This window comes from Frondihabitans sp. 762G35 (assembly GCF_002074055.1).
GTDB lineage: Bacteria > Actinomycetota > Actinomycetes > Actinomycetales > Microbacteriaceae > Frondihabitans.
In genome coordinates this window covers 1,675,970-1,699,485 of the sequence record NZ_CP014619.1, presented here as the reverse complement: position 1 = coordinate 1,699,485, position 23,516 = coordinate 1,675,970, and the positions used below count along the sequence as shown (strand labels likewise).

The 23,516-nt window shown below is 70.2% G+C and carries 30 protein-coding genes and 2 tRNA genes; 19 read left to right on the top strand and 13 right to left on the bottom strand.

The window, feature by feature from the left end; all coding sequences use genetic code 11:
- Positions 1–3: 3 nt before the first annotated feature.
- Positions 4–1,014, top strand: coding sequence for a D-isomer specific 2-hydroxyacid dehydrogenase family protein (locus AS850_RS08195; RefSeq protein ID WP_119868666.1), 1,011 nt, complete (start codon positions 4–6; stop codon positions 1,012–1,014).
- 23 nt (positions 1,015–1,037) lie between these two features.
- Here AS850_RS08195 and AS850_RS08190 read toward each other — a convergent pair whose 3' ends face one another.
- The 3 genes from AS850_RS08190 to def all read right to left on the bottom strand — a co-directional run bounded on the left by AS850_RS08190 (position 1,038) and on the right by def (position 2,706).
- Entirely contained in the window at positions 1,038–1,898 is an 861-nt protein-coding gene (locus AS850_RS08190; protein WP_164088418.1) for a phosphotransferase family protein, read from the bottom strand.
- A gap of 96 nt (positions 1,899–1,994) precedes the next feature.
- Positions 1,995–2,067: transfer RNA gene (locus AS850_RS08185), tRNA-Asn, on the bottom strand.
- A gap of 72 nt (positions 2,068–2,139) precedes the next feature.
- Positions 2,140–2,706 (bottom strand): peptide deformylase, encoded by a 567-nt coding sequence (gene def / locus AS850_RS08180; protein WP_119868664.1) that lies wholly within the window; start codon positions 2,704–2,706, stop codon positions 2,140–2,142.
- 40 nt (positions 2,707–2,746) lie between these two features.
- On the opposite strand from def, the gene AS850_RS08175 reads away from it, so the two are divergent.
- The 4 genes from AS850_RS08175 (at position 2,747) to AS850_RS16510 (ending at position 5,290) form a co-directional block, all read left to right on the top strand.
- Entirely contained in the window at positions 2,747–3,661 is a 915-nt protein-coding gene (locus tag AS850_RS08175) for a DMT family transporter (protein ID WP_119868663.1), read from the top strand.
- 63 nt (positions 3,662–3,724) lie between these two features.
- On the top strand, positions 3,725–5,011 hold the full coding sequence (locus AS850_RS08170; RefSeq protein WP_236940881.1) for a glycosyltransferase: 1,287 nt from the start codon (positions 3,725–3,727) through the stop codon (positions 5,009–5,011).
- Positions 5,002–5,075: transfer RNA gene (locus tag AS850_RS08165), tRNA-Ile, on the top strand. The genes AS850_RS08170 and AS850_RS08165 overlap by 10 nt, the downstream gene beginning before the upstream one ends.
- 62 nt (positions 5,076–5,137) lie before the next feature.
- On the top strand, positions 5,138–5,290 hold the full coding sequence (locus tag AS850_RS16510; RefSeq protein WP_164088417.1) for a hypothetical protein: 153 nt from the start codon (positions 5,138–5,140) through the stop codon (positions 5,288–5,290).
- A 17-nt stretch (positions 5,291–5,307) separates the two neighbouring features.
- Here AS850_RS16510 and AS850_RS08160 read toward each other — a convergent pair whose 3' ends face one another.
- The 3 genes from AS850_RS08160 to AS850_RS08150 are packed head-to-tail and all read right to left on the bottom strand — an operon-like array spanning position 5,308 to position 8,527.
- Complete coding sequence (locus AS850_RS08160) at positions 5,308–6,177, bottom strand: alpha/beta fold hydrolase (protein WP_119868662.1); 870 nt, start codon at positions 6,175–6,177, stop codon at positions 5,308–5,310.
- Between the two features lie 59 nt (positions 6,178–6,236).
- Positions 6,237–6,722: a MarR family winged helix-turn-helix transcriptional regulator gene (locus tag AS850_RS08155; RefSeq protein ID WP_119868661.1), complete on the bottom strand. Its 486-nt coding sequence runs from the start codon at positions 6,720–6,722 to the stop codon at positions 6,237–6,239.
- Positions 6,722–8,527, bottom strand: a complete 1,806-nt coding sequence (locus AS850_RS08150; protein WP_236940880.1) for an MFS transporter — start codon at positions 8,525–8,527, stop codon at positions 6,722–6,724. Before AS850_RS08150 ends, AS850_RS08155 begins: the two co-directional genes overlap by 1 nt.
- Before the next feature lie 205 nt (positions 8,528–8,732).
- On the opposite strand from AS850_RS08150, the gene AS850_RS08145 reads away from it, so the two are divergent.
- The 3 genes from AS850_RS08145 to AS850_RS08135 all read left to right on the top strand — a co-directional run bounded on the left by AS850_RS08145 (position 8,733) and on the right by AS850_RS08135 (position 10,157).
- Positions 8,733–9,047: a hypothetical protein gene (locus AS850_RS08145; RefSeq protein WP_119868660.1), complete on the top strand. Its 315-nt coding sequence runs from the start codon at positions 8,733–8,735 to the stop codon at positions 9,045–9,047.
- A gap of 83 nt (positions 9,048–9,130) precedes the next feature.
- Complete coding sequence (locus AS850_RS08140; RefSeq protein WP_119868659.1) at positions 9,131–9,481, top strand: excalibur calcium-binding domain-containing protein; 351 nt, start codon at positions 9,131–9,133, stop codon at positions 9,479–9,481.
- Between the two features lie 151 nt (positions 9,482–9,632).
- Positions 9,633–10,157 (top strand): GNAT family N-acetyltransferase, encoded by a 525-nt coding sequence (locus AS850_RS08135; RefSeq protein WP_119868658.1) that lies wholly within the window; start codon positions 9,633–9,635, stop codon positions 10,155–10,157.
- Here the strand turns inward: AS850_RS08135 and AS850_RS16505 are convergent.
- Positions 10,154–10,621, bottom strand: a complete 468-nt coding sequence (locus AS850_RS16505; RefSeq protein WP_164088416.1) for a DUF4870 domain-containing protein — start codon at positions 10,619–10,621, stop codon at positions 10,154–10,156. The two genes, AS850_RS08135 and AS850_RS16505, sit on opposite strands and share 4 nt — an antisense overlap.
- A 90-nt stretch (positions 10,622–10,711) precedes the next feature.
- Here AS850_RS16505 and AS850_RS16500 point away from each other — a divergent pair, with 90 nt between their 5' ends.
- Entirely contained in the window at positions 10,712–11,374 is a 663-nt protein-coding gene (locus AS850_RS16500; protein ID WP_164088415.1) for a hypothetical protein, read from the top strand.
- A 75-nt stretch (positions 11,375–11,449) separates the two neighbouring features.
- Positions 11,450–11,893 carry a hypothetical protein gene (locus AS850_RS08125; protein ID WP_123955473.1) on the top strand — a complete coding sequence of 148 codons (444 nt, stop codon included), beginning with the start codon at positions 11,450–11,452 and terminating at the stop codon, positions 11,891–11,893.
- A 15-nt stretch (positions 11,894–11,908) separates the two neighbouring features.
- On the opposite strand, the gene AS850_RS08120 is transcribed toward AS850_RS08125, so the two are convergent.
- Positions 11,909–12,439: an AAA family ATPase gene (locus AS850_RS08120; RefSeq protein WP_119868655.1), complete on the bottom strand. Its 531-nt coding sequence runs from the start codon at positions 12,437–12,439 to the stop codon at positions 11,909–11,911.
- A 107-nt stretch (positions 12,440–12,546) separates the two neighbouring features.
- On the opposite strand from AS850_RS08120, the gene AS850_RS08115 reads away from it, so the two are divergent.
- Positions 12,547–13,140, top strand: coding sequence for a hypothetical protein (locus AS850_RS08115; RefSeq protein WP_119868654.1), 594 nt, complete (start codon positions 12,547–12,549; stop codon positions 13,138–13,140).
- Positions 13,141–13,311: 171 nt separating this feature from the next.
- The gene (locus tag AS850_RS08110; RefSeq protein WP_119868653.1) at positions 13,312–13,818 is read left to right on the top strand and encodes a metallophosphoesterase family protein; all 507 of its coding nucleotides are present in this window, start codon (positions 13,312–13,314) and stop codon (positions 13,816–13,818) included.
- Here AS850_RS08110 and AS850_RS08105 read toward each other — a convergent pair.
- Positions 13,790–14,656, bottom strand: a complete 867-nt coding sequence (locus tag AS850_RS08105) for an ABC transporter ATP-binding protein (RefSeq protein WP_119868652.1) — start codon at positions 14,654–14,656, stop codon at positions 13,790–13,792. The genes AS850_RS08110 and AS850_RS08105 overlap by 29 nt on opposite strands.
- Positions 14,657–14,816: 160 nt before the next feature.
- Between AS850_RS08105 and AS850_RS16495 the strand changes: the two genes are divergently transcribed.
- Positions 14,817–15,146, top strand: coding sequence for a zinc ribbon domain-containing protein (locus AS850_RS16495; protein ID WP_164088414.1), 330 nt, complete (start codon positions 14,817–14,819; stop codon positions 15,144–15,146).
- 140 nt (positions 15,147–15,286) lie between these two features.
- Positions 15,287–15,721 carry a hypothetical protein gene (locus AS850_RS08095; protein WP_119868651.1) on the top strand — a complete coding sequence of 145 codons (435 nt, stop codon included), beginning with the start codon at positions 15,287–15,289 and terminating at the stop codon, positions 15,719–15,721.
- A 34-nt stretch (positions 15,722–15,755) separates the two neighbouring features.
- Here AS850_RS08095 and AS850_RS08090 read toward each other — a convergent pair whose 3' ends face one another.
- Positions 15,756–16,121, bottom strand: a complete 366-nt coding sequence (locus AS850_RS08090) for a DUF1048 domain-containing protein (RefSeq protein ID WP_119868650.1) — start codon at positions 16,119–16,121, stop codon at positions 15,756–15,758.
- On the bottom strand, positions 16,118–16,447 hold the full coding sequence (locus AS850_RS08085; RefSeq protein ID WP_119868649.1) for a PadR family transcriptional regulator: 330 nt from the start codon (positions 16,445–16,447) through the stop codon (positions 16,118–16,120). Before AS850_RS08085 ends, AS850_RS08090 begins: the two co-directional genes overlap by 4 nt.
- A 327-nt stretch (positions 16,448–16,774) precedes the next feature.
- On the opposite strand from AS850_RS08085, the gene AS850_RS08080 reads away from it, so the two are divergent.
- The 5 genes from AS850_RS08080 to AS850_RS08060 all read left to right on the top strand — a co-directional run bounded on the left by AS850_RS08080 (position 16,775) and on the right by AS850_RS08060 (position 21,746).
- Complete coding sequence (locus AS850_RS08080; RefSeq protein ID WP_119868648.1) at positions 16,775–17,872, top strand: LLM class flavin-dependent oxidoreductase; 1,098 nt, start codon at positions 16,775–16,777, stop codon at positions 17,870–17,872.
- A gap of 19 nt (positions 17,873–17,891) precedes the next feature.
- The gene (locus AS850_RS08075) at positions 17,892–18,515 is read left to right on the top strand and encodes an FMN reductase (RefSeq protein ID WP_173795220.1); all 624 of its coding nucleotides are present in this window, start codon (positions 17,892–17,894) and stop codon (positions 18,513–18,515) included.
- A 68-nt stretch (positions 18,516–18,583) separates the two neighbouring features.
- Positions 18,584–19,414, top strand: a complete 831-nt coding sequence (locus AS850_RS08070) for a DUF1684 domain-containing protein (protein WP_236940879.1) — start codon at positions 18,584–18,586, stop codon at positions 19,412–19,414.
- Positions 19,415–19,457: 43 nt separating this feature from the next.
- On the top strand, positions 19,458–21,092 hold the full coding sequence (locus AS850_RS08065) for a bifunctional 3'-5' exonuclease/DNA polymerase (RefSeq protein ID WP_119868645.1): 1,635 nt from the start codon (positions 19,458–19,460) through the stop codon (positions 21,090–21,092).
- Between the two features lie 204 nt (positions 21,093–21,296).
- The gene (locus AS850_RS08060) at positions 21,297–21,746 is read left to right on the top strand and encodes a DUF3145 domain-containing protein (RefSeq protein ID WP_236940878.1); all 450 of its coding nucleotides are present in this window, start codon (positions 21,297–21,299) and stop codon (positions 21,744–21,746) included.
- Between the two features lie 156 nt (positions 21,747–21,902).
- On the opposite strand, the gene AS850_RS08055 is transcribed toward AS850_RS08060, so the two are convergent.
- Positions 21,903–23,138 (bottom strand): beta-ketoacyl-[acyl-carrier-protein] synthase family protein, encoded by a 1,236-nt coding sequence (locus AS850_RS08055; RefSeq protein ID WP_119868643.1) that lies wholly within the window; start codon positions 23,136–23,138, stop codon positions 21,903–21,905.
- 94 nt (positions 23,139–23,232) lie between these two features.
- Positions 23,233–23,481, bottom strand: coding sequence for an acyl carrier protein (locus tag AS850_RS08050; RefSeq protein WP_119868642.1), 249 nt, complete (start codon positions 23,479–23,481; stop codon positions 23,233–23,235).
- Positions 23,482–23,516 lie beyond the last annotated feature (35 nt).

Below are 23,516 nucleotides of genomic sequence, written 5' to 3'. Positions count from 1 at the left end.
CGCGTGAGCGACAGCACCACCCGTCCCCGCGGCCACCGCGCCGTGATCACCCCGTCCGCCCCGATCGCCGCCGCCGACCGGCCCACGCCCGGCCCGATCGCGGTCGGTCCCGAGTCGGCCGAGCACATCGAGCGGGCCGTCACCCTGGGCGGCGGGACGCTCGGCCCGATCGACGACGACACCCGCGGGCTGGTCTGGCTGTCGACCCGCGACCCCGAGGGGCTCGACCGCGTGCTCCACGAGCACCCCGGCATCGAGTGGGTGCAGCTCCCCATGGCGGGCGTCGACGCCTTCGCCGAGGTCCTCGCACGACACGCCGACCGGCCGAAGCCGCTCTGGACGAGCGCGAAGGGCGCCTTCTCCGAGCCCGTCGCCGAGCACGCCCTCGCGTTGACCCTGGGGCTCCTGCGCGTCTTCCCGGAGCGCCTCCGCGCGACCTCGTGGGCGAAAGAGCAGCGGGGGATCTCCCTCTACGGCCTGGACGTCGTCATCGTGGGAGCCGGGGGGATCGCCCTGGAGATCATGCGGCTCCTCGAGCCCTTCGACGCCAGTGTCACCATCGTCCGCCGCAGCACCGAGCCGGTGGCCGGAGCGGCGCGCACGGTCGCGGCCGCCGCCCTCGACGAGGTGCTCCCGACGGCCGACGTGGTCGTCGTGGCGGCGGCCATGACGTCCGGCACCGCCAGGATGTTCGGCGCGGAGCAGTTCGCGGCGATGAAGCCGACGGCCGTCCTCGTCAACATCGCCCGGGGCGGTCTCGTCGATACCGACGCGCTCGTCGAGGCGCTCGACGCGGGCGCGATCTGGGGTGCCGGCGTCGACGTCACCGACCCGGAGCCCCTCCCCGACGGGCACCCGCTCTTCTCGTCCGACCGGGCCATCGTCACGCCGCACCAGGCCGACACGCCCGAGATGGTCGCGCCGCTCCTCGCGGAGCGGATCCGGCACAACGTCCGGGCGCTGCTCGGCGACGGCGAGTTCATCGGGGTGGTCGACCCCGCCGAGGGCTACTGACCCGAGGATCACCGACCCGAAGACTACTGACCCGTCGGCCGTCCGGCGCGCGCCCTCGCCACGGGAAGCCACGCGTCGAGGAAGCTCCGGAGGAAGCGCGCGTCGATGTCCGGTCGGCCGAGCGAGCGATAGTTGCCGTCCCAGGTCTCGATGGTCGGGACGGCGTGCAGGGCGGCCCGGAGATCCCAGAGGGCGAGATTCGGCACTCGGAGGCCCGCGGCGTCCTCGTAGGCGCGCGTGAAGACGTCGGCGAGCGACTGGTCGACGAGGAGGGCGAGGTCCATGCGCGCCCAGGCGACGTCGTAGCCGCGGGGCGCGGATCCTGCCCCCGACCAGTCGACGACGCCCGTGAGGTCGGAGCCCGTCCAGACCGTGTTGCCCGACCAGTAGTCGCTGTGCGAGAAGACGACGGGCTCGGCCTCGAGGGTCGCCTGCACGTCGTCGAGCTCGGCGTGCCTGGCCACGCGCCGGAGGAGGACGGGAAGAGCAGGGTCGACGGCCAGGGCATGGATCCGCGCGAGCATCGCTCCGAGCTGCCGCGCGAACGACGTCGGATCGGCCGGCAGGATGCACGCCGCCCCGTCGACCACCGTCGTGACGATCGTCGGCCGCCCGCTCCCGAGCCCGTCGGGGTCGAGAGCCACGAGGCGCGGCGCCCGGGCGCCGAGCGGTACGAGCCGGGGGAGGACCCGCGACTCCTGCTCCACGGCCGGGTCGTCGGGCGGGAACCGCCGCACCACGACCGACGCGCCGTCGTCGAGCGAGACCAGGTGCGTCTCGGCGTGCTCGCCTCCGGCCAGGGTGCGCACCCATCGGGCGGATCCCACGCCGAGCGCCGCGGCGACCCAGGCGAGTGCCCGCGCGGAGAGCGGCGACGTCTGCACGGTGACCCTCCGCTCCGGCTCTCGGCTGGAGCCCGTCGACCCGAAGAACGTCGACCCAAGGAAAAAGGCCCCACGGGTGGAGCCGTGAGGCCTTCGCTCCCCGACTTGGACTCGAACCAAGAACCTGCCGGTTAACAGCCGGCTGCTCTGCCAATTGAGCTATCGAGGATTACTTCGCCGCCGAAGCAGCGCACACAACTGTAGCAAAGGTTCGGGGCTCCGATGTACCACCGGCCGAGTGTCAGCCCTCCGGGTGGTCGACCCCGGGCATCCACTCCTGGCCGGGCACGCCCCAGCTGCTCTTCCGGATCACCTTGGCGACGGCCTTCCCGAACGGGTGCTCGAGCCGATCGGCGTACAGGATGCCGTCGAGATGGTCGTACTCGTGCTGGAAGATGCGCGCCAACCAGCCGTGGGCCTCGATCTCGAACGGCTCGCCGTGGACGTCGAAGGCCCGCAGGATGACGCCCTCGGCCCGACGGAGCGGATAGCGCTCTCCCGGGATCGAGAGGCAGCCCTCCGATTCGTCGTCGTCGTCGAGCGGATCGATCGTGAGCGGCGACTGCCACAGCACGGGGTTGACCGCCGCCCCGCGCCACGTGACGTCGTCGTCGTCGACGTAGGAGTACACGAAGACGCGCAGCGGGACGCCGACCTGCGGCCCGGCCAGGCCGACGCCGGGGGCGAGGTCCATCGTCTCGAACAGGTCGTCGACGAGGGCGGCGAGCGACGCGTCGAAGGAGGTGACGGGCGCTGCGACCTCGTGGAGGGTGGGCTCGCCGGTGATTTTGATAGGTCGTACAGCCATTCGTCCAGCCTATCGACGGGCATCCCGGTACCGTGAGGGAGTGTCCGCGAACCTCACCGATCTGACCCAGCAGGTGTCCCTGACGCCGTACCAGGCCCTGGGCATCCCGATCGCGCTCGTGGGGGCGGTCTTCCTCTCCGTGGGCGCGCAACTGCAGCACCGCGGCGTCGCGAAGGTCGAGAGGTCGTCCGGGCGCGCGAGCTCCGGCCTGAACGTGCGCCAGCTGCTCCGCCTGCTGGGGCGACCGTCGTGGGTGGTCGGCACGCTCATGCTCGGTCTCGCCATCGTCTTCCAGCTCACCAGCCTGTCGATCGCCCCGCTGACGGTCGTCCAGCCGCTGGGCGCCGTCGCGCTCGTGGTGACGGCCATCCTCAACTCCCGGAGCACCCGGCAGAAGCTCGATCGGGCGTCGAAGCGGGCCATCCTCTTCTGCGTGGGCGGGGTGGGCTTCTTCGTCCTCGTCGCCGCGATCACGACGCACGAGGTGAAGATCACCGACGCCCAGCTCGTGACGGTGCTTATCATCCTGGCCGTCGTGTTCTCGATCCTGCTGACGTCGTTCCTGCTCTTCCGCAGCAGGATCCGCGCGCTCTTCTACATCATCAGCGCCGGCTTCCTCTACGGGTTCGTGGCGACCCTGGCCAAGGTCGTCATCAACAAGATCGAGACCGGCGACTTCTCGTTCCTCACCGTGATCTGCGTCGTCTTCCTCCTCGGAGCGGGCCTCCTCGGCGGATACTTCGTCCAGAACGCGTATTCGTCGGGGCCGCCCGACCTCGTCATCGCGGGCCTGACCGTCGTCGACCCGATCGTGGCCGTGAGCATGGGCATCATCGTGCTCGGCGAGGCCTCCGCGGCTCCGTGGTGGGCGGTCATCCTCTGGCTCGTGGCCGGTGCCGCCGCCGTCTACGGCGTGTTCCAGCTCGCCAAATACCATCCGCAGACGAGGGGCTGAGCTAGCCTAGGGTCCACCATCCCCAGCCGCCCGATCCCGACCAGGTAAGGACGCCGACCAGCCGTGTCAGACGCTCTTCTCCCCAGCGATTCCGATCGACCCTCCGCCGATGCTCCCGGGAACGCCGCCAAGCCCCCGCTGAAGATCATCCTGGCGGGCGACACGTTCCCACCCGACGTCAACGGTGCCGCGAACTTCACTGAGCGTCTGGCCGTCGGTCTCGCCGGTCGCGGCCACGACGTCCACGTCATCGCCCCGGCGGCGACGAGGCGCCACGGCACCTTCACCGAGGAGCACGGCGACGCCGTCCTGACGGTCCACCGGCTCAACTCGCACCGCTGGCCGCTCCACGACTGGCTCCGCTTCGCGACCCCGTGGGCCGTCCAGTGGAACACGCGTCCGATCGTCGAGAAGTTCAAGCCCGACGTGGTGCACATCCAGGCGCACATCATCATCGGCCGCGGACTGACGAAGGTGGCGCGCCGGCGCGGAATCCGGGTGATCGCCACCAACCACTTCATGCCCGAGAACCTGATGGAGCACACGCCGCCGATGCCCAAGAGGCTCCTCGACTGGATCGCTCGGAGGGCGTGGCAGGATGCCGCGAACACCTACGCGCACTGCCAGGCCATCACGACGCCGACGCGTCGAGCAGCCGGGTTCCTCGAGGAGGCGACCGGGATCACCGGCGTCATCCCCATCTCCTGCGGCATCGACGCCTCCGACTATCGGGCGCGCCGCGATCGGCCCCGCGAGAACCGGATCGTCTTCGTCGGTCGGGTGACCGCCGAGAAGAACATCGACGTGCTGCTGGAGGCGATGACGAAGCTCTCGCCGACGCTCGAGGCCACCCTGACCATCGTCGGCGGTGGCGACCTCCTGCAGAAGCTGACGCAGCAGACGGCGGAGATGGGCCTCGCGGATCGGGTCAGCTTCGTGGGGTACCTCTCCGACGAGGAGCTCCGCCGGACCCTCACCGACTCGACGGTGTTCGCCATGCCGTCGATCGCCGAGCTCCAGAGCATCGCGAGCCTCGAGGCGATGGCGTCCGGCCTCCCGATCGTCGTCGCGGACGCGATGGCCCTTCCGCACCTCGTCGAGGACGGCGTCAACGGGCACCTGTTCCGTCCGGGCGACGCAGACGACCTCGCGGCCAAGCTCACCGACGTCCTCACCCGCAGCGACGACGACTACATCGCCATGCGCGAAGCGAGTCTCCGCATGATCGAGCCGCACGACATCAACCGCACTCTCGACACCTTCGAGAAGCTGTATCGTGGAGAACCGGTGGCCCCGCAGGCCGCCGACGCCCCCGTCGACGTCAACGAGGCCCGGGGCGCGGGGCGGTAGCTCAGCCGGTTAGAGCATCGGACTCATAATCCGTCGGTCACGGGTTCAAGTCCCGTCCGCCCTACGACAGACACCTTCCGGCCCGACAGAACCCCGCCAGACAGAACCTCCGACGAAAGAGACACCATGGACCACGCAGCGATCGTCACGTTCTGGCACATCTTCCTGGTCACGGGCGCCGTGGTGACGCTCGTCCTGGTCGGCATGGCCTTCTACGCGTTCGGCACCAGCACCGACTCCTACGACGACGACACCGCCGGGGGCGCGGGAGGTCACTGACCCCCCGCGCAGCGGGGTCAGTCCGTCTCGGAGACGAACTCCAGCACGTCGGCCCAGGCCGAGGCGACGACGAGGCGACCGGCACCGGGAACGGTGACCGTCTCGGATCCTGCGATCCGCTTCGCGAACCACGCGGCGTCGTCGCCGTTCGCGACGGGGTCGCCCTCACCGACGAAGAAGCGCACGCGCGCCCCGACCGAACCGAGCTCGCCGGCCCAGGAGTGATCGGATGCGGCGACGATGTCGCCGGCCACGCCCGCGGCCCCCTGGCGGGCACCGTCCGCGATGCCGCGTTCGAGACGGGACACGAGACCGGCGAGAACGAGGGCGGGGTCGTCGTCTTCGATCCCGAGGGCGTCGAGGCGCTGCCACGACTGGGCGTCGAGGACGTCCTCCGTCGCCGAGACGGTCTTCTCGGCCTTCCGGGCCTCGAGGGCGAAGTCGTCGGGGGAGCGCAGCGACGATCGGTGCGGTGCCGGAGCGCCGACGGCGGCGACGCGGTCGACGAGGTCGGAGTGGCGCGCGGCGAGGGAGAGCGCCACCTGGGCGCCGAAGCCCCAGCCGACGACCCCCACCGTGCCGAAGTCGACCCGGCTGACCTCGTCGGCCATCCGCTCCGACCGGCGGATGTACTCCGCCAGGTCGTCCGCGAAGGTCTCGACGCGCGACTCCTCGTCGCCGGACAGCCCGCCGGAGGAGGCGTACCCCGGGCGGTCGACGTAGACGATGTGCACGCCCGACCGGTCGGTCACGATCGGGTCGGGATCGAAGCCGCCGGCCAGCCCCATCGGCAGGCAGATGAACACGAGCCGCCGGGCGACCGGATCGCCGGCGGCGGACAGGGACAGGTCGCGTCCGGATTCGAGCTGGAAGATACGGTCGGCCACGGGGGAGTCCTCTCGTCGGGGGCAGGACCTTCACTTCACCACGTGATGCGGTCGACCTCTCAGCTTCGGCCCTGGTCCGTGCGGAGCCCCGCCGCCGCCTCGAGCGCGGAGAGGGCCGACACGATCCGTGCCCGATCGGCGACGTCGAGGCCGTCGAGCAGGTCGCGCGCGCTGGCCGCGCGCTCCCGGCGCGCGGCGAGGATGGCCTCGCGTCCGGCCACCGTCCCCTCGACGAGGAACGACCGGCCGTCGTCGGGGTCGGAGGCCCGCGAGACGAGGCCCCGCGACTCGAGCTCGACGACGACGCGGGTCGCGGTCGGAGCCGCCACGCCTTCGATGCGGGCGAGAGCGCTCGGCCGGAGCGGTCCCTCGCGCACGATGGTCGACAGCGCGGACAGCATCCCGTGACTCAGGCTCGGACGGGTGGGGCGCAGGAGGCGGTTGAGCCGGCCGACGGCCAGCGCGAGCCGAGCGGGCGCGTCGTCGACGTCGAGCAGGGCAGGAGCCCCGGCCGACGACTCCGCGGGAGCCGCCCACGTCTCCATCAGCTCTCCCGCACGGCCGTCGGCGCGGTGACCGGGGAGCCGGCCCGGCTCCCGTCGCGGTCGCCGACCGCTGCGCCGTCGTCGGACCCGTCCTCGTGGACGTCGACGGGGCCGCTCGGCAGGTCGAGATGCACGAACTTCTTGCCGCGCACGAGAGACGCGACGGCGGCGATGACGGTCATGATCGTGGCGGCGGTGAACACGACCACGAGTCCGGCGTGGAAGGGGCCGGAGATGAGCTGGGGGAAAAACTCCTTGCCGGTCAGGGTGGCCTGGTCCGCCTGGGAGAGACCGCCGAGCACCTTGCTACCGAGGAGGTTCTGGATCGGGTTGTAACCGAGGAACGCCGAGAAGAGCGTGCCGACCGGGGGCGTCTGGGCGATCTGACCGGCGACCGTCTGCGAGACGCCGTGCGACGTGAGACCCTTGGCGAGCGTCTGGGGGAGCGTCGTGGCGAGACCGGCGATCATGAGCGAGAAGAAGATGCCGATCGACAGCGACGTGCCGGCGTTCTGCACCGTCCCGGCCATGCCCGACGCGGAGCCGCGCTGGTTCGCCGGGACGCTGTTCATGATGGCCGTCCGGTTCGGGGCTCCGAACATCCCGGAGCCGATCCCCGAGACGAACGTGATCGCCGCGAAGGCGAGGTACGCGAAGTTCACCGGGAGCAGCAGCAGCCCGACGAAGGCGGCGGCCACGAGGGCGAGACCGGTGGTGGCGAAGAACTTCGCTCCGAACCGGTCGGAGAGGGTCCCGGAGAGCGGACCGGCGATCAGGAACCCGATCGTCAGCGGCAGGAGGTAGATCCCGGCCCAGAGCGGGGTGTCCTCGTACGAGTAGCCGTGGAGGGGCAGCCAGATGCCCTGCAGCCAGATGATCAGCATGAACTGCAGGCCGCCGCGACCGATCGACGCGAGGAGGCCGGCGAGGTTGGCCATGGCGAACGAACGGATCGTGAAGAGCCGCATCTCGAACATCGGCTGCTTCGTGCGCAGCTCGATGAAGACGAACGCGACGAGGAGGACGATTCCGCCGATGATGCCGGTGAGGACCCACGGGTTCGTCCAGCCGGTCGAGGAGCCGCCGTAGGGCTGGATGCCGTACGTGATGGCAGCGAGGAGCGAGGTCAGCCCGACGGCGAACGCGATGTTGCCGGGCCAGTCGAGCGACCCGCGGTTCTTGACGCCCACCTCGTGGAGCGACTTGTACGACCAGATCGTTCCGACGATGCCGACGGGGACGCTGACGAAGAAGACCGCGCGCCAGTCGATGGTCGACAGCAGTCCGCCGACGATGAGGCCGATGAACGATCCGGCGATGGCGGCGACCTGGTTGATGCCGAGCGCCATGCCCCGCTTGTTGGCGGGGAACGCGTCGGTCAGGATCGCCGTCGAGTTGGCGAAGAGCATCGCGCCGCCAACGCCCTGGACGAGGCGCCAAAGGATGAGCCACATCGCGCCCGAGCCGCCCTGGAAGGGATCGAAGGCGAGCGCGATGGATCCTGCGGTGAAGACGACGAAGCCGAGGTTGTAGATGCGCACGCGTCCGTACATGTCGCCGAGCCGACCGAAGGTGACGACGAGGACGGCGGTGATGAGCATGTAGCCCATCAGCATCCAGAGCAGGTAGCTGACGTTCCCGGCCTCGAGCGGGTTGAGGTCGATGCCCTTGAAGATCGCGGGCAGGGAGATGATCACGATCGACGAGTTGATCGTCGCCATGAGCATGCCGAGGGTGGTGTTGCTGAGGGCGACCCACTTGTACTTGGGGTGGTCCTTGGTGAAGAGGGCGGGGCGAGAGGCCACGGGAAGACTCCGGAGTGTCGGGGGAGAGGACGGTCGTCGCACCGGCTGGGTGAACCCCCGCACCGGTTGCTTGACGTGAAGCAACTATACGCTTTCGTGCACAGTCTGCACTTTTGCGCTCTGGGAACTTTCGTCGGGGTTCCGCTGCCCAAGAATTCGACGGGAAACCGCAGGATGCTGAGGCCCACCGTGTCAAGATGGGCCCATGTTCGGCAGGCGCCTGCGAGGAACCGACTCGCCCATCACCCGCGAGACCGGTTTCGGCATCGGCGCCCAGGTCTACGTCGTCGACTCCCTCGAGGATCCGACGAGCCCCTTTCCGGACGGCCCCACGGGGTTCGTCGTCCGGGCCGGCGGTTCCGCCTGGCAGGGCGTCTCGGTCATCGGCGGATCGGCGCGCGTCTGGATGGTGGAGTTCGACACGCCCCAGTACACCGTCGACCTCGAGGGGCCGCTCCAGCGGGTCCAGCTCCCCGAGCGCTACCTCCGCCTCGCCCCGCCCGTCGTCGACGACTTCTAGCGGAGCCGGGGCTTGTGTCCCCGTTCGAGGGGCGCCCGAAGGGGGACTGACGCGTCGCCCGCACCGGGCCGTAGCGTCGCAGCATGATCACCCCCCGTCTGGCCGTGGCAGCCACCGTGCTGACGCTGGCGATCGCCGTGCCGTCCACCCTCGCCGCGCAGGGTGCGCACGCGCAGCCCTCGAGCGCCTCCTCGCAGGTGAGGCTCGTCCACAGCCCGTCGGCGGCGAAGAAGTTCGCGAACTGCACGGACGTGCACAAGACCTACTCCGCGGGCATCGCGAAGCCGGGCACGAAGTGGAACATCGTCCACCACAAGGGCAAGCCCGACGAGAAACGCAAGATCAAGGGCTCGCCGAAGTCCGACGCGGCCCTCTACTCCGCCAACAGCAAGCTCGACGCCGACAAGGACGGGCTGGCCTGCGAGCTGAGCTAGTCCGGGCGGGGCGCCGCTGCTGCCCGCCGTTCCGCCAGACTCCACAACACGCCGCTCACCTTCGCTGCAGCGCGTAAAACGTGGAGTCTCGCCGGCGGCGAACTGTTCGGCTCCGGGCATCCTGCAGGAGCGGCGGCGCCATAATCGGGCGATGAGCCCTTCCTCGACGGCGATCCGCCTCCGGAATGCCGAGATGTCAGATCGCGAAGCGTGCGTCGCCCTGTGGGTGGCGGCGTGCGGCGTTCGTGATGGACGCGCCGTCCCCGGGGTCGGCGATCGTGCGCGGCTCAAATTCGACCGCGCCGTCGCGTGGACCGTCGCCGAGAGAGAAGACGGCGTGATCGTCGGCTTCGCCCTGGCCACGCCCGCCGGGAGCGGCCTCCTGTCCGACCCACCAGACGCGGCCGTGGTCGGCCTGCTCGCGGTGGATCCCGCCGCTCAGGGAACGGGCGCGGGACGGCTCCTGCTGTCCCGGATCACAGCGGATCTGGCCGGCCTCCATTTCGAGCAAGCCGTGCTCCACGTCCTGGTGGACAACCGGGTGGCAGTGGGACTCTACGAATCCGCGGGCTGGGTGCCGCTCGGACCGACGACGGAGCACTCGCTGCTCGAGCGGCCCGTGCAGACCTACGTCCGCGGGCTGCAGCCGGACGGGCATCCTGCGGACGCGACCTAGGCGGCGTCGGTGCTCCGCGGCTGCTCGCGGACGAAGCGGATGGCGACCGGGTAGCGGTAGAAGCGGCCCCGGTGGGCGGCGACCGCGGCGATGATGCCGAAGATCGCGCGGACGAGCGTGACCGCGCCGATCAGCACGTACCCGATGAAGAACACGATGAGCCCCGGCGGGAATCCCGGCGAGGGCGACGGGGCGTCGATCGTCGTCGCGTACACGTTCACCCAGCCGATCAGCGCGATCGCGAATCCGATCGCCTGGGCGACGAGGGCGGTCAGCTGGAGGTTCCACTCGGTCACGACGTGCTGGCGGACTAACGGACCCCGCTCCCGGTAAGCCACGAAGAAGATGAGCGCCGGGATGAAGCCGAAGAAGATGCTGAGCAGGTGCGTCAGGAGGGCGTACTGCTTCTCCTCCGCGGGCTGCAGCGGCGACAGGGACGGCGGCGAGGCATAAGGATCAGTCACTTCTTCACAGTATCGACGGTTTCGTCCGCTGCGTCGCGGTGCCCTATTCTTCGACCGGGACCGTTCGACCGTCCCGGGACGGGAGACAGGGTGGCCTTCGAGCAGAACGACGACGAGGGCGTTCTCGACGCCGCCATGGCCAGGGTCCTGCAGCGCCTCGCCACCAACCCCGGCGATCGCTCCGCCTACCGCGTCGTCTCCGACGAGTTCGGCGTCGGCGAGGGAGCTCTCCGCGACTGGGTCAAGGCCGCGTCGCCCGCCGCCGAGCCGCCGGTGGCCAAGCGGCGGCGCCCGCGCTTCTCCCCGGTGGTCACGACGGTCAAGCCGCCGGTCGCGCAGGATGCCGAACCGGTGTCACCCGCCTCACCCGCCTCCCCGACCTCGGTCGCGGCGCCCGCGTCGCCCGCGTCGCCCGCCCAGGAGGCCGCACCCGCGTCGCCCGCCTCGCCCGAGGAGCCCACGCCTCGACTGCCTTTCGCACCCCAGCGCGACATCGACCCCATGTGGGACGACGTCGAGCCGCTGCCGTCGGCCGAGGCGGTCCGGCCGCAGCCGACCGTCGCCGCGTACACCGCGGGCCCCGTCTCCCCGGACGACGACGTGGCGAATCACGACGTCACCGTCCCGGCTCGAGTGGCCACCGTCCCCGGAACCATCGATGATCGGCTCTCCGCCCTCGAGACCGAGGCGGCGCGCCTGCGGTCGGGCAACGAGACCCTCAAGGCCGCCATGCGGGTGCTGCTCGCCGACTGAGCCGATTCGTGTCGCGATCGTGACCCGCGGGGGCGCTTTCCTGTGTTCCACTGGGACCGAAGCGGGGAGGCGACGATGAGGGGATCCTCGCGGGCGCTCACGGCGATGCTCGTGGGGGCGACGATGGTCGGGGTCTCGGGGTGCGCGCTCACGACGTCGGCCGCCGGCTCCTGCGCCCTCCGGGAGATCCGCCTCGACGATCACGCGGTCCGCCCCGGCGCTGAGGTCCGCGTCGGTGGCGAGATCCACCTCAGCGTCGACTGGATGACCACGGACTGCGACGACACCGGCGCCACGAGGCGAGCCGCCCGGCACATCACCGTGACGATCACGCCCACGGCGACCCGCCACGTCTTCCGGCTCGGAACGGTCGACGCGGCCACCGGCCAGCGCTTCACCGTCGCAGGCCGCTTCGTCGTGCCCGATGGCGTTCCCGCAGGAGCCGCGACGCTGGCGGTCACCTCGGCTGGCAGCGACTTCGCATCGGCGAGCACCCCGGTGACGGTCGGCGCCCGCTGACGGCGCGAGCCGACGCTACGGCCGCCCCAGGTGCTCGTCGCGATAGAAGCTCTGAAGAGCGCTCCGCGAAGGCAGAAGGACTTTGGGGAGTGTCGACTCTTGGAAGAGCTGCGAATAGCGGGCCCGCGCTCGTCGACCGGGGCCCAGGATGTAGCGGACCATGTCGATGTTCACCCGGTCCCTCGTGCCGTCGAGACCCCCGATGCGCTCGGTGTCACGGAGGGTCCGTCGGAGATAGCGACCGAGGCTCGCAGGAGCAGAGGCTTCCAACACGATCAGGCCCGTCGCGCGTTCGAGGCGCTCGGGGAGGAGCGCCGAGTAATTCCCCTCGATGATCCACCGCGCACCGGAGATCGCGGTGGAGTGGAGGGTCGCGAACTCGTCGTCCGGCCGGAGCTCCCACTGCGTACCGGGACGGTGTCGGCACTGATCCAGATGGATCACCGCGAGACCGCGCGCCCCTCCGATGGCCACCGCGAGCGTCGACTTCCCGCTGTTCGACGGTCCGAGCACGCAGATCCGGGAGCCGAGGTCGTCGAGAGCCATGGGCGGGATTCTCTCAGATGGGCGTCACCCGGGCATCACATCCCGCACCCCGGCGGGCCAGTATCGACGATGGTGCCCGCTGGGGTATCACGACGGGGAGGTCTTTCATGGCGGGGTGGATCGGCGGAATCCTGGTGGGGGTGGCCCTCGTCTGCGGAGCCGTGCTCCTGGTGGTCGAGGTGCGCATCATGCGGAAACCCGAGTCGGAGCGCAGCGATCGCGAACGCGAATTCCTGAAGGCCGATCGAGCCCTGGCGAAAGGGAACCGGGCGTATTCGCGGAACGTGGCGCCCTTCCTCGGCGTGGCCGCGGGCATCCTGCTGCTGGTGCTCTCGATCCCCCTTTGGGTGCAGGGGCGAGTCGGAGCGGCCGCTCTCGTCACGGCGGTCGGTGCGGCGGCGATCGTCGGGCTCCTTCTGCTGCGTCGATTCTTCGTCCGTCACCGCGGCCCCTCCTGGGAGGCGGGCGAGGTGGAGGCCACCCGTGAGGCGGACGTCGCGGGCCGCCCGCGCTGGTTCACGAATACGACGGCCGGGCTCTGGCTCGGCGCGTTCTTCTTGGCCTTCGGCGTCATTGCCACCACGCTCGATCTCTCCGGTCGCTCCCACTCGGTGTCGTGGTCGAGCGCCGCAATTCTCCTGAGTGGCGTCCTCGTCGTGATCCTCGCGCTCGTACAGCGTCGCTCGGACCAGAGGCACTGACAAGGGTTCGTGCCCCCTGGCCCCGAACGGCAGCTTGAATGCCGCCCGCTCGACGAACGAACCTGCCCCGGCGACGCCGCAGACCCGGGATCAGCGGCCAGCGCAAGTTTCTTCTGGCCCGTGAGGCGCTCCGGCAGCCGAGGTAACAAGGCAGAGCGCTAGCGTGGAGCGGTGCCCACGCGTCTCGCCGTCGTCTCCGACACGCACCTCCCGAAGCGGGCAAGAGCTCTGCCGGAGGAGGTCTGGCGCGCGATCGACACGGCCGACGTCGTGGTCCATGCCGGAGACTGGGTGCATCTGCCGCTGCTCGACGAATTCGAGCGGCGCTCCCGCACGCTCGTCGCGGTGCGCGGCAACAACGACGGCCCGGAGTTCGACGACCGGCTGCCGCTCGTGGCCCACGCGACCGTCGACGGCGTCCGGCTCGGGGTGGTGCACGAGACCGGTGCGAAGGAGGGGCGCGAGGTGCGGGCCGACCACGAGCATCCTGCCCTCGATCTGCTCGTCTTCGGGCACAGCCACATCCCGTGGGACTCCGTGACACCCGGGGGGACCAGGATACTCAACCCGGGCTCGCCCACCGACCGACGCCGCCAGCCGACCGGCAGCTACCTGACGCTCACGCTCGACTCAGGCGTGATACGCGACGTCACCCTGCACCGGATACCCCCTCGCTGACGAGGCTCCGGCGCCGCCGGGCGCGGGCCGTCCAGCGCCCGTCGCGGATCTCGACGTCGATCGGGTGCTCGAAGGCCGTCGACACGTTCTCCGTCGTGATGACGTCGGCGGCGCGCCCCGCCGTGACCACGCGACCGTGGGCCACGAGCAGCGCGTGCGTCGTGGAGGTGGGCAGCTCCTCCAGGTGATGGGTCACCAGGACGGAGGCGATCGCCGGATGCGTCTCGTCCAGCAGGTCGATGGTCTCCAGGAGCTGCTCGCGGGCGGCGACGTCCAGCCCGGTCGACGGCTCGTCGAGCAGCAGGATGCCCGGGTCGGCGATCAGCGCCCGCGCGATGAGTGCACGCCCGCGCTCGCCCTGCGACAGAGTGGGCCAGCGTGCGTCGGCCCTTCCCCCGAGACCGAACGCGCCGATCAGCTCGCCGATCCGCGTCGCCTCGGCCCGATCCGGCTCCCACCGCAGCGGCGGCTCGATGGTGCCCGTGAGGCCCGTCGAGACCACCTCGCGGATCGTCAGGGGGGACTGCACCGGGTGCCGCGGGTTGACGTGGCCGATGCTGCGCCGGAGCTCCTGCAGATCGACGCGACCGAGTCGTCGGCCGAGCACGTCGACGGTGCCGGACGACGGGTGGGCCATGGCTCCGCAGAAGCCCAGGATCGTGCTCTTCCCGGCCCCGTTCGGGCCGAGGAGCGCCCAGTGCTCACCCGCCCTGACGGTCAGGTCCACCCGGTCGAGGATGGTCGTGCCGCTCCGGACGAACGTGACGCCGTCGAGCCGGAGGACGACGTCGCCGTCGTGGTCGTCGGCGCGGGTCGGGGTCGTCGGGGTGCTCGACATGGTCCTCCTTCGTGGTCGGCAGACCGCCTCGAAGCCTAGCGAGCCTCCCCGCACCGCTTCACCGGTCGACGGCTCGAGCGTGCGCGGAGCGCAGGAAATACTGGTGCCGGAGAGCCTCTTCGCGGTAGGTTCGGCTCCAGAGAACACGGGGGAGTTCATCATGATTCTGTTCGGATCGCGCACCACGTCCAAGATCGTCGCCATCCTGATCTTCGTCTGCGGCGTCTGCCAGCACGAGGCGGGCCAGAGACTGGTGCGCCGCCGCACCTGGTTCACGCTCTTCTTCGCGCCTATCTTCCCGTTCGGCCACGGGTCCTACTCGATCTCGTGCGCGTACTGCGGCAACAACTACGGCATCTCCCGCGAGAACGCCGACAAGTTCATCTCCGACTACGAGGCGCAGCAGGTCAATGCGGAGGCGGAGCGGATCCTCGCCGACGAGGACGCCCGCATCACGGCGGAGCAGCAGCGGCCCGACGAGCGCGCCTGACGCTGGAGGCGGCGAGAACCGCACACCGGACACCACGATCACATGGGGGAACCATGACCGACCAGAACACATCGTCTTACGGCCCGCCCTCAGGCCCGCCCTACGACCCGTCGCCGGAATATTCGGGGGAGGCCTCTTCGATGCCGCCGCAGAAGAACCACACGAGGAGGGTCGCCCTCGTGGTCGCCGGAGTGCTCGTGGCCGCCCTCGCCGGCGGGCTGATCCGGTGGGGGCTGACGTCGGCCTTCGGCGGCGACTCGAAGCAGGAGGCGATCGCGAAGAGCGTCTCGGAGATCAAGAAGCAGTCCGATCTCCCGAAGCAGCTCGACCAGGTGACGACGTGGACGGACGTCGCGGCCGAGACCGGCGCCATCCACTACACGTATCGCGTGTCGTCCGACGTCGATCCGTCGTCCCTGACCGAGGCCGCTCTCCGGAAGACCGTCCTGCCGACGCTGTGCTCGACGGCGGAGACGCGGCGCATCCTCGACGACGACATCGCGATGCGCTACACCTACGCGTTCGACGGGTCCGACGACACCGTCGACATCAGCTTCACGAAGGCGGAGTGCTGAGGCCTCGTCGGTGCGTCCGAGGCGCGTCCGGGCGTCAGGCCCCGCCCTCCGCGACCGCGCGGTCGATCGACTCGGCGAGGCGTCGCCGCTCCTTCCGGATCCAGCTGCCACCGGCGTAGTTCTCGAGGAACGTCTCGGCGAATTCCGCAGGATCCACGCCGACGAGGTCGCGCACCGGGGTGCCGTCGGCGGCGCTCCGCTCGACCAGATCGGCGAGATCTCCGAGCATGGCGACGAGCGCCGCGCCGTCGTCGCTCGGCCCCATGTTCATGAGGTAGCGCTCGAGAGCGAGCGCGGTGTCCCGATAGGCCGGCGGGAGCTTCTTGATACGCGACCGGTACTCGCGGTAGCTCTTCTTGTCGGCGAGATCGCCGACGACCCTGTCGATCCACATGGTCATTTCCCTTCGTGTCGGAGCTGTTCGAGTCGTTCCGAGAGGAAGCTCCAGCTCCTCCAGAACGTGTCGAGAGCCTCGGCTCCCGCGGCGTTCAGCGAGTAGACCTTGCGCGGGGGGCCCTTCTCGGATGCCACCTTCGCGACGTCGACGTAACCGCGCTGCTCGATCCGGTTGAGGAGGGCGTAGATCGTCCCCTCCGCGATGTCGGTGAAGCCGTCCTCGCGAAGGCGCGCCGTGATCTCGTAGCCGTAGGCCGGTCGAACGGTCAGGATCGCGAGGACGACGCCCTCGAGCGTGCCCTTCAGCATCTCCGTCATCGGGGTCGCCACGACGGCCTCCTCATCTAGTCAGCATCACTGACTTCCGGTAGATAGTATCACCGATTAGCAGAGGTGGGACCGGCGCTTCAGCAGGAGGGTACGACGCCTGCGCAGGAGATGCGGCCGCAACAACGGGCTTCAGCAGGACATCGCCCCCGGGAGGCTCCTCGCGCAGGATGCCCGGGGCGAATCTCCTGCCGAAGCGACACCCGGCTCGGCGACAGCGTCGCGGCCGCGCTCGGGAATAGTCACCGCCCACCCGCCGTTACCCCAATACATGCAAACGCATTGACTTGAGATAGGGTGGACGACATGGACAACACAGGCGGCAGCGGAATGCAGTTCGGCGTCTTCTCGGTCGGCGACATCACGACCGATCCGACGACGGGCGTCACCCCGACCGAGCACGAGCGACTTAAGGCGCTCGTGACGATCGCCACGCACGCCGAGGAGGTCGGCCTCGACGTCTTCGCTGCGGGTGAGCACCACAACCCGCCGTTCGTCAACTCGTCGACCACGACGCTCCTGGCGCTGATCGCGGCCAAGACCGAGCGCCTCCTGCTCTCGACCGCGACCGCCCTGATCACCACGAACGACCCGGTGAAGCTGGCCGAGGACTACGCGCTCCTCCAGCACCTCGCCGACGGCCGCGTCGACATCACCCTCGGCCGGGGCAACACCGGCCCGGTCTACCCCTGGTTCGGCAAGGACATCCGCCAGGGCATCAACCTCGCCATCGAGAACTACGCCCTCCTCCACCGCCTCTGGACCGAGGAGGTCGTCGACTGGAAGGGCCACTTCCGCACGCCGCTCCAGGGCTTCACGGCGACGCCTCGTCCCCTCGACGACGTCGCGCCGTTCGTCTGGCACGGGTCGATCCGCTCGCCCGAGATCGCCGAGCAGGCCGCGTTCTACGGCGACGGCTTCTTCGCCAACCACATCTTCTGGCCCGCCTCGCACACCGAGCAGATGGTCCGCCTCTACCGGGAGTGTTTCGAGCACTACGGTCACGGCAGCGCCGACCAGGCGATCGTCGGGCTCGGCGGCCAGGTGTTCCTGGCGAAGAACTCGCAGGACGCCGTGAAGACGTTCCGGCCCTACTTCGACAACGCCCCCGTCTACGGCCACGGCCCGTCGCTCGAGGACTTCACGGCGCAGACGCCCCTCACGGTCGGCAGCCCGCAGGAGGTCATCGACAAGACCCTCGGTTTCCGCGACTACGTCGGCGACTACCAGCGCCAGCTCTTCCTCATCGACCACGCCGGGCTTCCCCTCAAGACGGTCCTCGAGCAGCTCGACCTGCTCGGCTCCGAGGTGGTGCCGGTCCTCCGCCGCGAGTTCGCGACGAACCGGCCCGCCCACGTCCCGGACGCCCCCACCCACGACTCCCTCGTCGCAGCGCGCCGCGAGGCCGCCGCGGTCCCGGCCCTCTAGAGAACGCAGGATGCCCGACATGACCCCGAAGCGCCTCGCCGTCGTCACGGCCGGCCTCAGCCAGCCCTCGTCCACCCGTCTCCTCGCGGACCGCCTCGCCGAGGCGGCCGTGCGCTCCCTCGCGGGACGCGGCATCCCCGTAGAGGTCGAGGTCGTGGAACTGCGCGACCTGGCCCACGACATCACCGACAACCTGCTCACCGGCTTCGCGCCTCCTGCGCTCCGGGCCGCCATCGACACCGTGACGGGCGCCGACGGCGTCATCGCGGTCACGCCCGTCTTCACGGCGTCGTACAGCGGCCTCTTCAAGTCATTCTTCGACGTGATCGACAAGGACTCCCTCGACTCCGTACCGGTCCTGATCGGCGCCACGGCGGGGACGGCTCGGCACTCGCTGGTGCTGGACCTCGCCCTGCGGCCGCTGTTCTCGTACCTCCGCGCCGTCGTCGTCCCGCTCGGGGTCTTCGCGGCGTCGGAGGACTGGGGCTCGGGCGACGAGACGAGCACGACGCTGCCCGATCGCGTCGCGCGTGCTGCCGAGCAGCTCGCCGACCTCGTGGCGCAGCACGAGACCCGGGACCAGGACCCCTTCGCCGACGTCGTCCCCTTCGCGGAGCAGCTCCGGCGACTGACGGCCGAGTGATGCCCGACGATGTTCGGGCCGTCGGAAATGTCGGGGGCACGGGATACGTTCACCCCACCATGACCGACATGTCCACCGACAGCGCCCGCGCCGACCTCGCCGCATTCCACGAGCGACGCCGCGAGCGTGCCGTCTCGGCGCAGGGCCCCCTGGCGCTCACCAACACTCAGTGGGTCGACTCCGAGCAGCCGATCTGGGGAGTCCCGGGAGTCTGGGCGCCCGCTCCGACGGGCCTCGGCGGTCTCCGAGTCACCGCGTCTCCGGCCGACGGCATCGTGGTCGACGGCAGCCCCGTCGACGGCACGGTCCACGTCGCCGGCGACGACGCCGTCAACCCGTCGCGGGTCCGCTTCGACGGCGGCGCCACCGGCACCGTCATCGCCAACGACGACCGGTCCTCTTACGCCCTCCGCGTGTGGGATCCCACCTCGGAGGCCGTGCGCGCCTTCGGGTCGATCGACTCGTTCCCCTTCGACCCGCGGTGGGTCGTCACGGCCGAGTTCGTCCCGACGCCCGACGGGACCGAGGTCGACATCCGCCACCAGAAAGACCTCGACCTCTCGCGCCCGAAGCCCCTCCCGGGCCTCATCCGGTTCAGCCTCGACGGCGTCGACTACGAGCTCGCCGCGTTCCCCACGGGCGAAGGGTCCCGCGTCCAGCTCGTCTTCGGCGACGCGACGAACGGCGACACGACCTACTCCGTGGGTCGCTTCCTCTTCGCCGAGCCCGCCGGCGACGGCACGATCGTGCTCGACTTCAACCGCGCCGTGCTGCCTCCCTGCGCGTTCTCGTACAACTTCAACTGCCCCATCCCACCGAAGCAGAACCGCTTCCCGGTCCCGATCGAGGCCGGCGAGAAGAACGTTCTCGCGACGGACGGCTCGATTCTGCACGAGTAGTCGGCAGCCGCACGAGTCGACACCAGCACCTACACTCGAACGCATGTTCACCCTGCTCGTCCGGCTCCCCGACGAGACGGTCGAGGTCACGGCGATCGCCCGCGACGACGCCGGCGGTCTGGTGGCGACGTCGACGACCCGGGTGTCCGGGGCGGAACTCGCGGAGACGATCCGCATCGGCGAGGCCACGGCGACCAGGTGGGTCTGGGACGACACCGCGAAGTGGTACCCGCGACTGCTCGAACAGGGGCTCCGCGTCGAGCGCTGCGTCGATCTCCGGCTGTGCCACGCGATCCTGCGGCTGTCCGCCGCGACGCGTGGCACTCCGATCCACGGGGCCACCCGGGGCCCGTGGGACGTCCCGCAGGGCGCGATCGTCGACTCCACCGCGCTCTTCGTGGTCGAGCCGGAGTCGCTGCCGGATCCGCTGGCCGAGTTCCTCGCGCAGCGCAGCGCCATCGAGGCGTCGCCGGGCCGAGCTGGCCTCGAGCTCCTCACGGCCGCGGAGTCGACCGGGGCGCTCATCGCCGTCGAGATGCGCCGGCGCGGGATCCCCTGGTCGGCCGACCGGCACGACGCGCTCCTCGCCGACCGCCTCGGCCCGCGACCCGCCCCGGGGGAGAGACCGCAGCTCCTGCAGGAGGCCCTGACCGAGGTCCGCCTCGCCCTCGACGCCCCCGACCTCAACCCCGACTCCCCGGCTGAACTGGTCCGGGCCCTCCGCGCCGCCGGCCTCCAGGTCACCTCCACCCGGCAGTGGGAGCTCAGCCGCCTCGAGCACCCCGCCATCGAGCCCCTCCTCCGCTACAAGAAGATGCAGCGGCTCCTCGTGGCCAACGGCTGGGCCTGGCTCGACGCCTGGGTCGTCGGCGGACGATTCCGGCCCGAGTACGTCCCGGCGGGCGCGGCGACCGGCCGCTGGGGGACGAGCGGCGGGGGAGCCCTGCAGCTCCCGCGTGCCGTGCGCGGCGCCGTCGTGGCCGACCCGGGCTGGACGCTCGTGGTCGCGGACGCGTCGCAGCTGGAGCCGCGCATCCTGACGGCCCTCGCCCACGACGAGGCGATGGCCCGTGCCGGAGACGGCGACCTCTACGAGGGCATCGTCGCCTCCGGAGCCGTGGCGACGCGCGCGGAGGCGAAGGTCGCGATGCTCGGGGCCATGTACGGCGCGACCCAGGGCGACGGCGGCCGGCTCCTGCCGAGACTCGCTCGGGCCTTCCCGAGGGCGATCGCGCTCGTCGAGGAGGCGGCGCGCGTGGGCGAGCAGGGTGGGGTGGTGTCGACGTTCCTCGGCCGGAGCTCGCCGCCACCGGGCTCGATGGTCGACGAGCTTCCCCCCGAGAACGGGCGGGCCCAGGCCGACAGCGGGATGCGCGCCTGGGGTCGCTTCACCCGCAACTTCGTCGTGCAGGGCACCGCCGCCGAGTGGGCGCTCTGCTGGCTGGGCATCCTGCGCCGCGAACTCGGCCGGCGCTTCGGCACCGGAGCGGACGATCCGCACCTGGTCTTCTTCCTCCACGACGAGGTGGTGATCCACGCGCCCGTGGAGTCCGCGGAGGCCGTGGCGGCGCTCGTCGAGGAGGCCGCCGCCGAGGCCGGCAGGCTCCTGTTCGGACGGGCCCCGGTGCGTTTTCCGGTCACCGTCGCCGTGGTCACCACCTACGCCGACGCGAAATGACGACGCTCAGAAATCACATGGTTGTGATTTCGTTATCGAATCGGTCATAATTCACGAAGCCACACGTATTTCCATTCACAGGTCGATGGGGAAGTCGCACCTGAACCGAATGGAGGAAACGTGGCTGAGCAGTACACAACCGCACAACCGAAGACTGCGTCGAGCGCGCGGGGCGTCCTTTTCGTCCATTCGTCTCCTCGCGCTTTGAGCCCGCACGTCGAGTGGGCTACTGGTCGAGCCATCGGCCGGGCCGTGAACTTCACCTGGAGTGAGCAGCCCGTCCTCAAGGGCTCGCTTCGCGCTGAGTTCTACTGGGAGGGTCCCGCCGGCACCGGCGCGCAGATCGCCTCCGCCCTCCGGGGCTGGGAGCACCTGCGCTACGAGGTGACGGAGGATCCGAGCGCCGGCAACGACGGTGGGCGCTGGATGCACACGCCCGACCTCGGCGTCTTCTTCGCGCAGACCGACTCCGTCGGCAACACCGTGATCCCGGAGGACCGCGTCCGGTACGCCATGGAGATCGCCGGTTCGAACGCGCTGGAGCTCCACCGTGAGCTCCGTCTGGCCCTCGGCCAGGCCTGGGACGATGAGCTCGAGGCCTTCCGGCACGCGGGCGAGGGCAACGCCGTCGCCTGGCTCCACAAGGTCGGCTGACGCACCCTTCCCTCCCCACACGCTTCCGCGACTGCTCCACGTGCCGATCCGGCTGAGAACTGGGTCAGGCGCAAGACGAAGGCCGGTCACCCCGCGAGGGGGACCGGCCTTCGGTACGTCGGAGGCGCCCGGAACTCCGGGCCCCAGCGCGCGGACTCAGACGGAACGGAACGCGATGACCGCGTTGTGTCCGCCGAAGCCGAACGAGGTGGAGATCGCGACGAGCTCTCCGTCGGGCAGGGCCCGCGGCTCCGTGACGAGGTCGATGTCGATCTCGGCGTCCTTCTCGGTCGTGTTGATCGTCGGCGGCGCCGTCTTCGTGTGGAGGGCCATCACGGTGAAGGCCGCCTCGAGGGCTCCCGCTCCACCGAGGAGGTGACCGGTCGAGGCCTTGGTCGCCGAGACGGCGATCGAGGGCAGGTGGTCGCCGAAGACCCGCTTCAGGGCGTGGTACTCGGCGATGTCGCCCACGGGGGTGGACGTCGCGTGCGCGTTGATGTGCACGACCTGCTCGCGGGCGACACCGGAGGCCGAGAGGGCCTCGATGACCGCACGGGCGGCTCCTGTGCCCTCGGGGTCGGGAGCGGTGATGTGGAACGCATCGCTCGTCACGCCGCCGCCGAGGACCTCGGCGTAGATGCGGGCCCCTCGGGCCAGGGCGTGCTCCTCGGTCTCGAGGACGAGCGCGGCGCTGCCCTCGCCCAGGACGAACCCGTCGCGGGTGACGTCGTAGGGACGCGACGCGGTGGCGGGATCGTCGATCCGCGACGACAGGGCGTGCATCGACGCGAACGCGGCGAGCGGCAGAGGGTGGATGGCCGCCTCGGCACCTCCGGTGATCACGATGTCGGCGTGACCGGCCTGCAGGTGCTCGTAGGCGTTGACGATGGACTCGGTGCTGGAGGCGCACGCGGACACGACGGTCCGGGCTCCTGCGCGCGCGCCGAGGTCCATCGAGACCGCAGCGGCCGGCCCGTTGGGCATCAGCATCGGGACCGTCATCGGCAGGACCCGTCGGGGGCCCTTCTCGCGGAGGGTGTCCATCGCGTCGGTGAGGGTCCAGATACCGCCGATGCCGGTGGCCCAGTCGACCAGGAAGCGCTCCGGGACGACCTCGGGGGAGCCGGCGTCGGCCCACGCCTCGCGCGCGGCGATCAGGGCGAGCTGGCTGCTCGGATCGAGCCGCTTGGTCTCCTGCCGGGTGAGCACCTCGGCGGCGGGAACGCGCACCTGCCCGGCGAAGTCGATGGCGAGCTCGTAGCGGGCGACCCACTCGTGCTCGATGGTGGAGATGCCCGACTCCTTGGCGAGCAGGGCGGCCCAGCTGTCGGGCAGTGTCCCGCCGAGCGGGGTGGTGGCACCGATACCGGTGACGACGATCTTCTTGGTCATGACGAAATCTCCTCGAGGACGCGGATCACGGGTGCCGTGGGCCGCACAAAGAACTCGGCCCGCGCCGGGAAGCGCGGGCCGAGCAGTAGGACGATTAGCCCTGCGCCTTGGTGATGAAGGTCACAGCGTCGCCGACGGTCTTGAGGTTCTTGACCTCGTCGTCGGGGATCTTGACGTCGAACTTCTCTTCGGCGTTGACCACGATGGTCATCATCGAGATGGAGTCGATGTCGAGGTCGTCGGTGAACGACTTGTCAAGCTCGACGGTGTCGGCAGCGATACCGGTCTCGTCGTTGATGAGCTCGGCCAGGCCGGCCAGGACTTCTTCGGTGGACTGTGCCATTGTGTTCTCTCTCCTTGAGTGTCGTTGTGACCGGG

Coding starts and splice junctions, on each gene's coding strand:
- def (WP_119868664.1), bottom strand. CDS start 2,706: ATGGCTGTACGACCTATCAAAATCACCGGCGAGCCCACCCTCCACGAG.
- AS850_RS08070 (WP_236940879.1), top strand. CDS start 18,584: ATGTCCACCGACAGCGCCCGCGCCGACCTCGCCGCATTCCACGAGCGA.
- AS850_RS16510 (WP_164088417.1), top strand. CDS start 5,138: ATGGACCACGCAGCGATCGTCACGTTCTGGCACATCTTCCTGGTCACG.
- AS850_RS08090 (WP_119868650.1), bottom strand. CDS start 16,121: ATGACCATGTGGATCGACAGGGTCGTCGGCGATCTCGCCGACAAGAAG.
- AS850_RS08065 (WP_119868645.1), top strand. CDS start 19,458: ATGTTCACCCTGCTCGTCCGGCTCCCCGACGAGACGGTCGAGGTCACG.
- AS850_RS08145 (WP_119868660.1), top strand. CDS start 8,733: ATGTTCGGCAGGCGCCTGCGAGGAACCGACTCGCCCATCACCCGCGAG.
- AS850_RS08115 (WP_119868654.1), top strand. CDS start 12,547: ATGGCGGGGTGGATCGGCGGAATCCTGGTGGGGGTGGCCCTCGTCTGC.
- AS850_RS08095 (WP_119868651.1), top strand. CDS start 15,287: ATGCCGCCGCAGAAGAACCACACGAGGAGGGTCGCCCTCGTGGTCGCC.
- AS850_RS16495 (WP_164088414.1), top strand. CDS start 14,817: ATGATTCTGTTCGGATCGCGCACCACGTCCAAGATCGTCGCCATCCTG.
- AS850_RS08140 (WP_119868659.1), top strand. CDS start 9,131: ATGATCACCCCCCGTCTGGCCGTGGCAGCCACCGTGCTGACGCTGGCG.
- AS850_RS08075 (WP_173795220.1), top strand. CDS start 17,892: ATGACCCCGAAGCGCCTCGCCGTCGTCACGGCCGGCCTCAGCCAGCCC.
- AS850_RS08125 (WP_123955473.1), top strand. CDS start 11,450: ATGAGGGGATCCTCGCGGGCGCTCACGGCGATGCTCGTGGGGGCGACG.
- AS850_RS08105 (WP_119868652.1), bottom strand. CDS start 14,656: ATGTCGAGCACCCCGACGACCCCGACCCGCGCCGACGACCACGACGGC.
- AS850_RS08155 (WP_119868661.1), bottom strand. CDS start 6,722: ATGGAGACGTGGGCGGCTCCCGCGGAGTCGTCGGCCGGGGCTCCTGCC.
- AS850_RS08120 (WP_119868655.1), bottom strand. CDS start 12,439: ATGGCTCTCGACGACCTCGGCTCCCGGATCTGCGTGCTCGGACCGTCG.
- AS850_RS08080 (WP_119868648.1), top strand. CDS start 16,775: ATGCAGTTCGGCGTCTTCTCGGTCGGCGACATCACGACCGATCCGACG.
- AS850_RS08055 (WP_119868643.1), bottom strand. CDS start 23,138: ATGACCAAGAAGATCGTCGTCACCGGTATCGGTGCCACCACCCCGCTC.
- AS850_RS08050 (WP_119868642.1), bottom strand. CDS start 23,481: ATGGCACAGTCCACCGAAGAAGTCCTGGCCGGCCTGGCCGAGCTCATC.
- AS850_RS08135 (WP_119868658.1), top strand. CDS start 9,633: ATGAGCCCTTCCTCGACGGCGATCCGCCTCCGGAATGCCGAGATGTCA.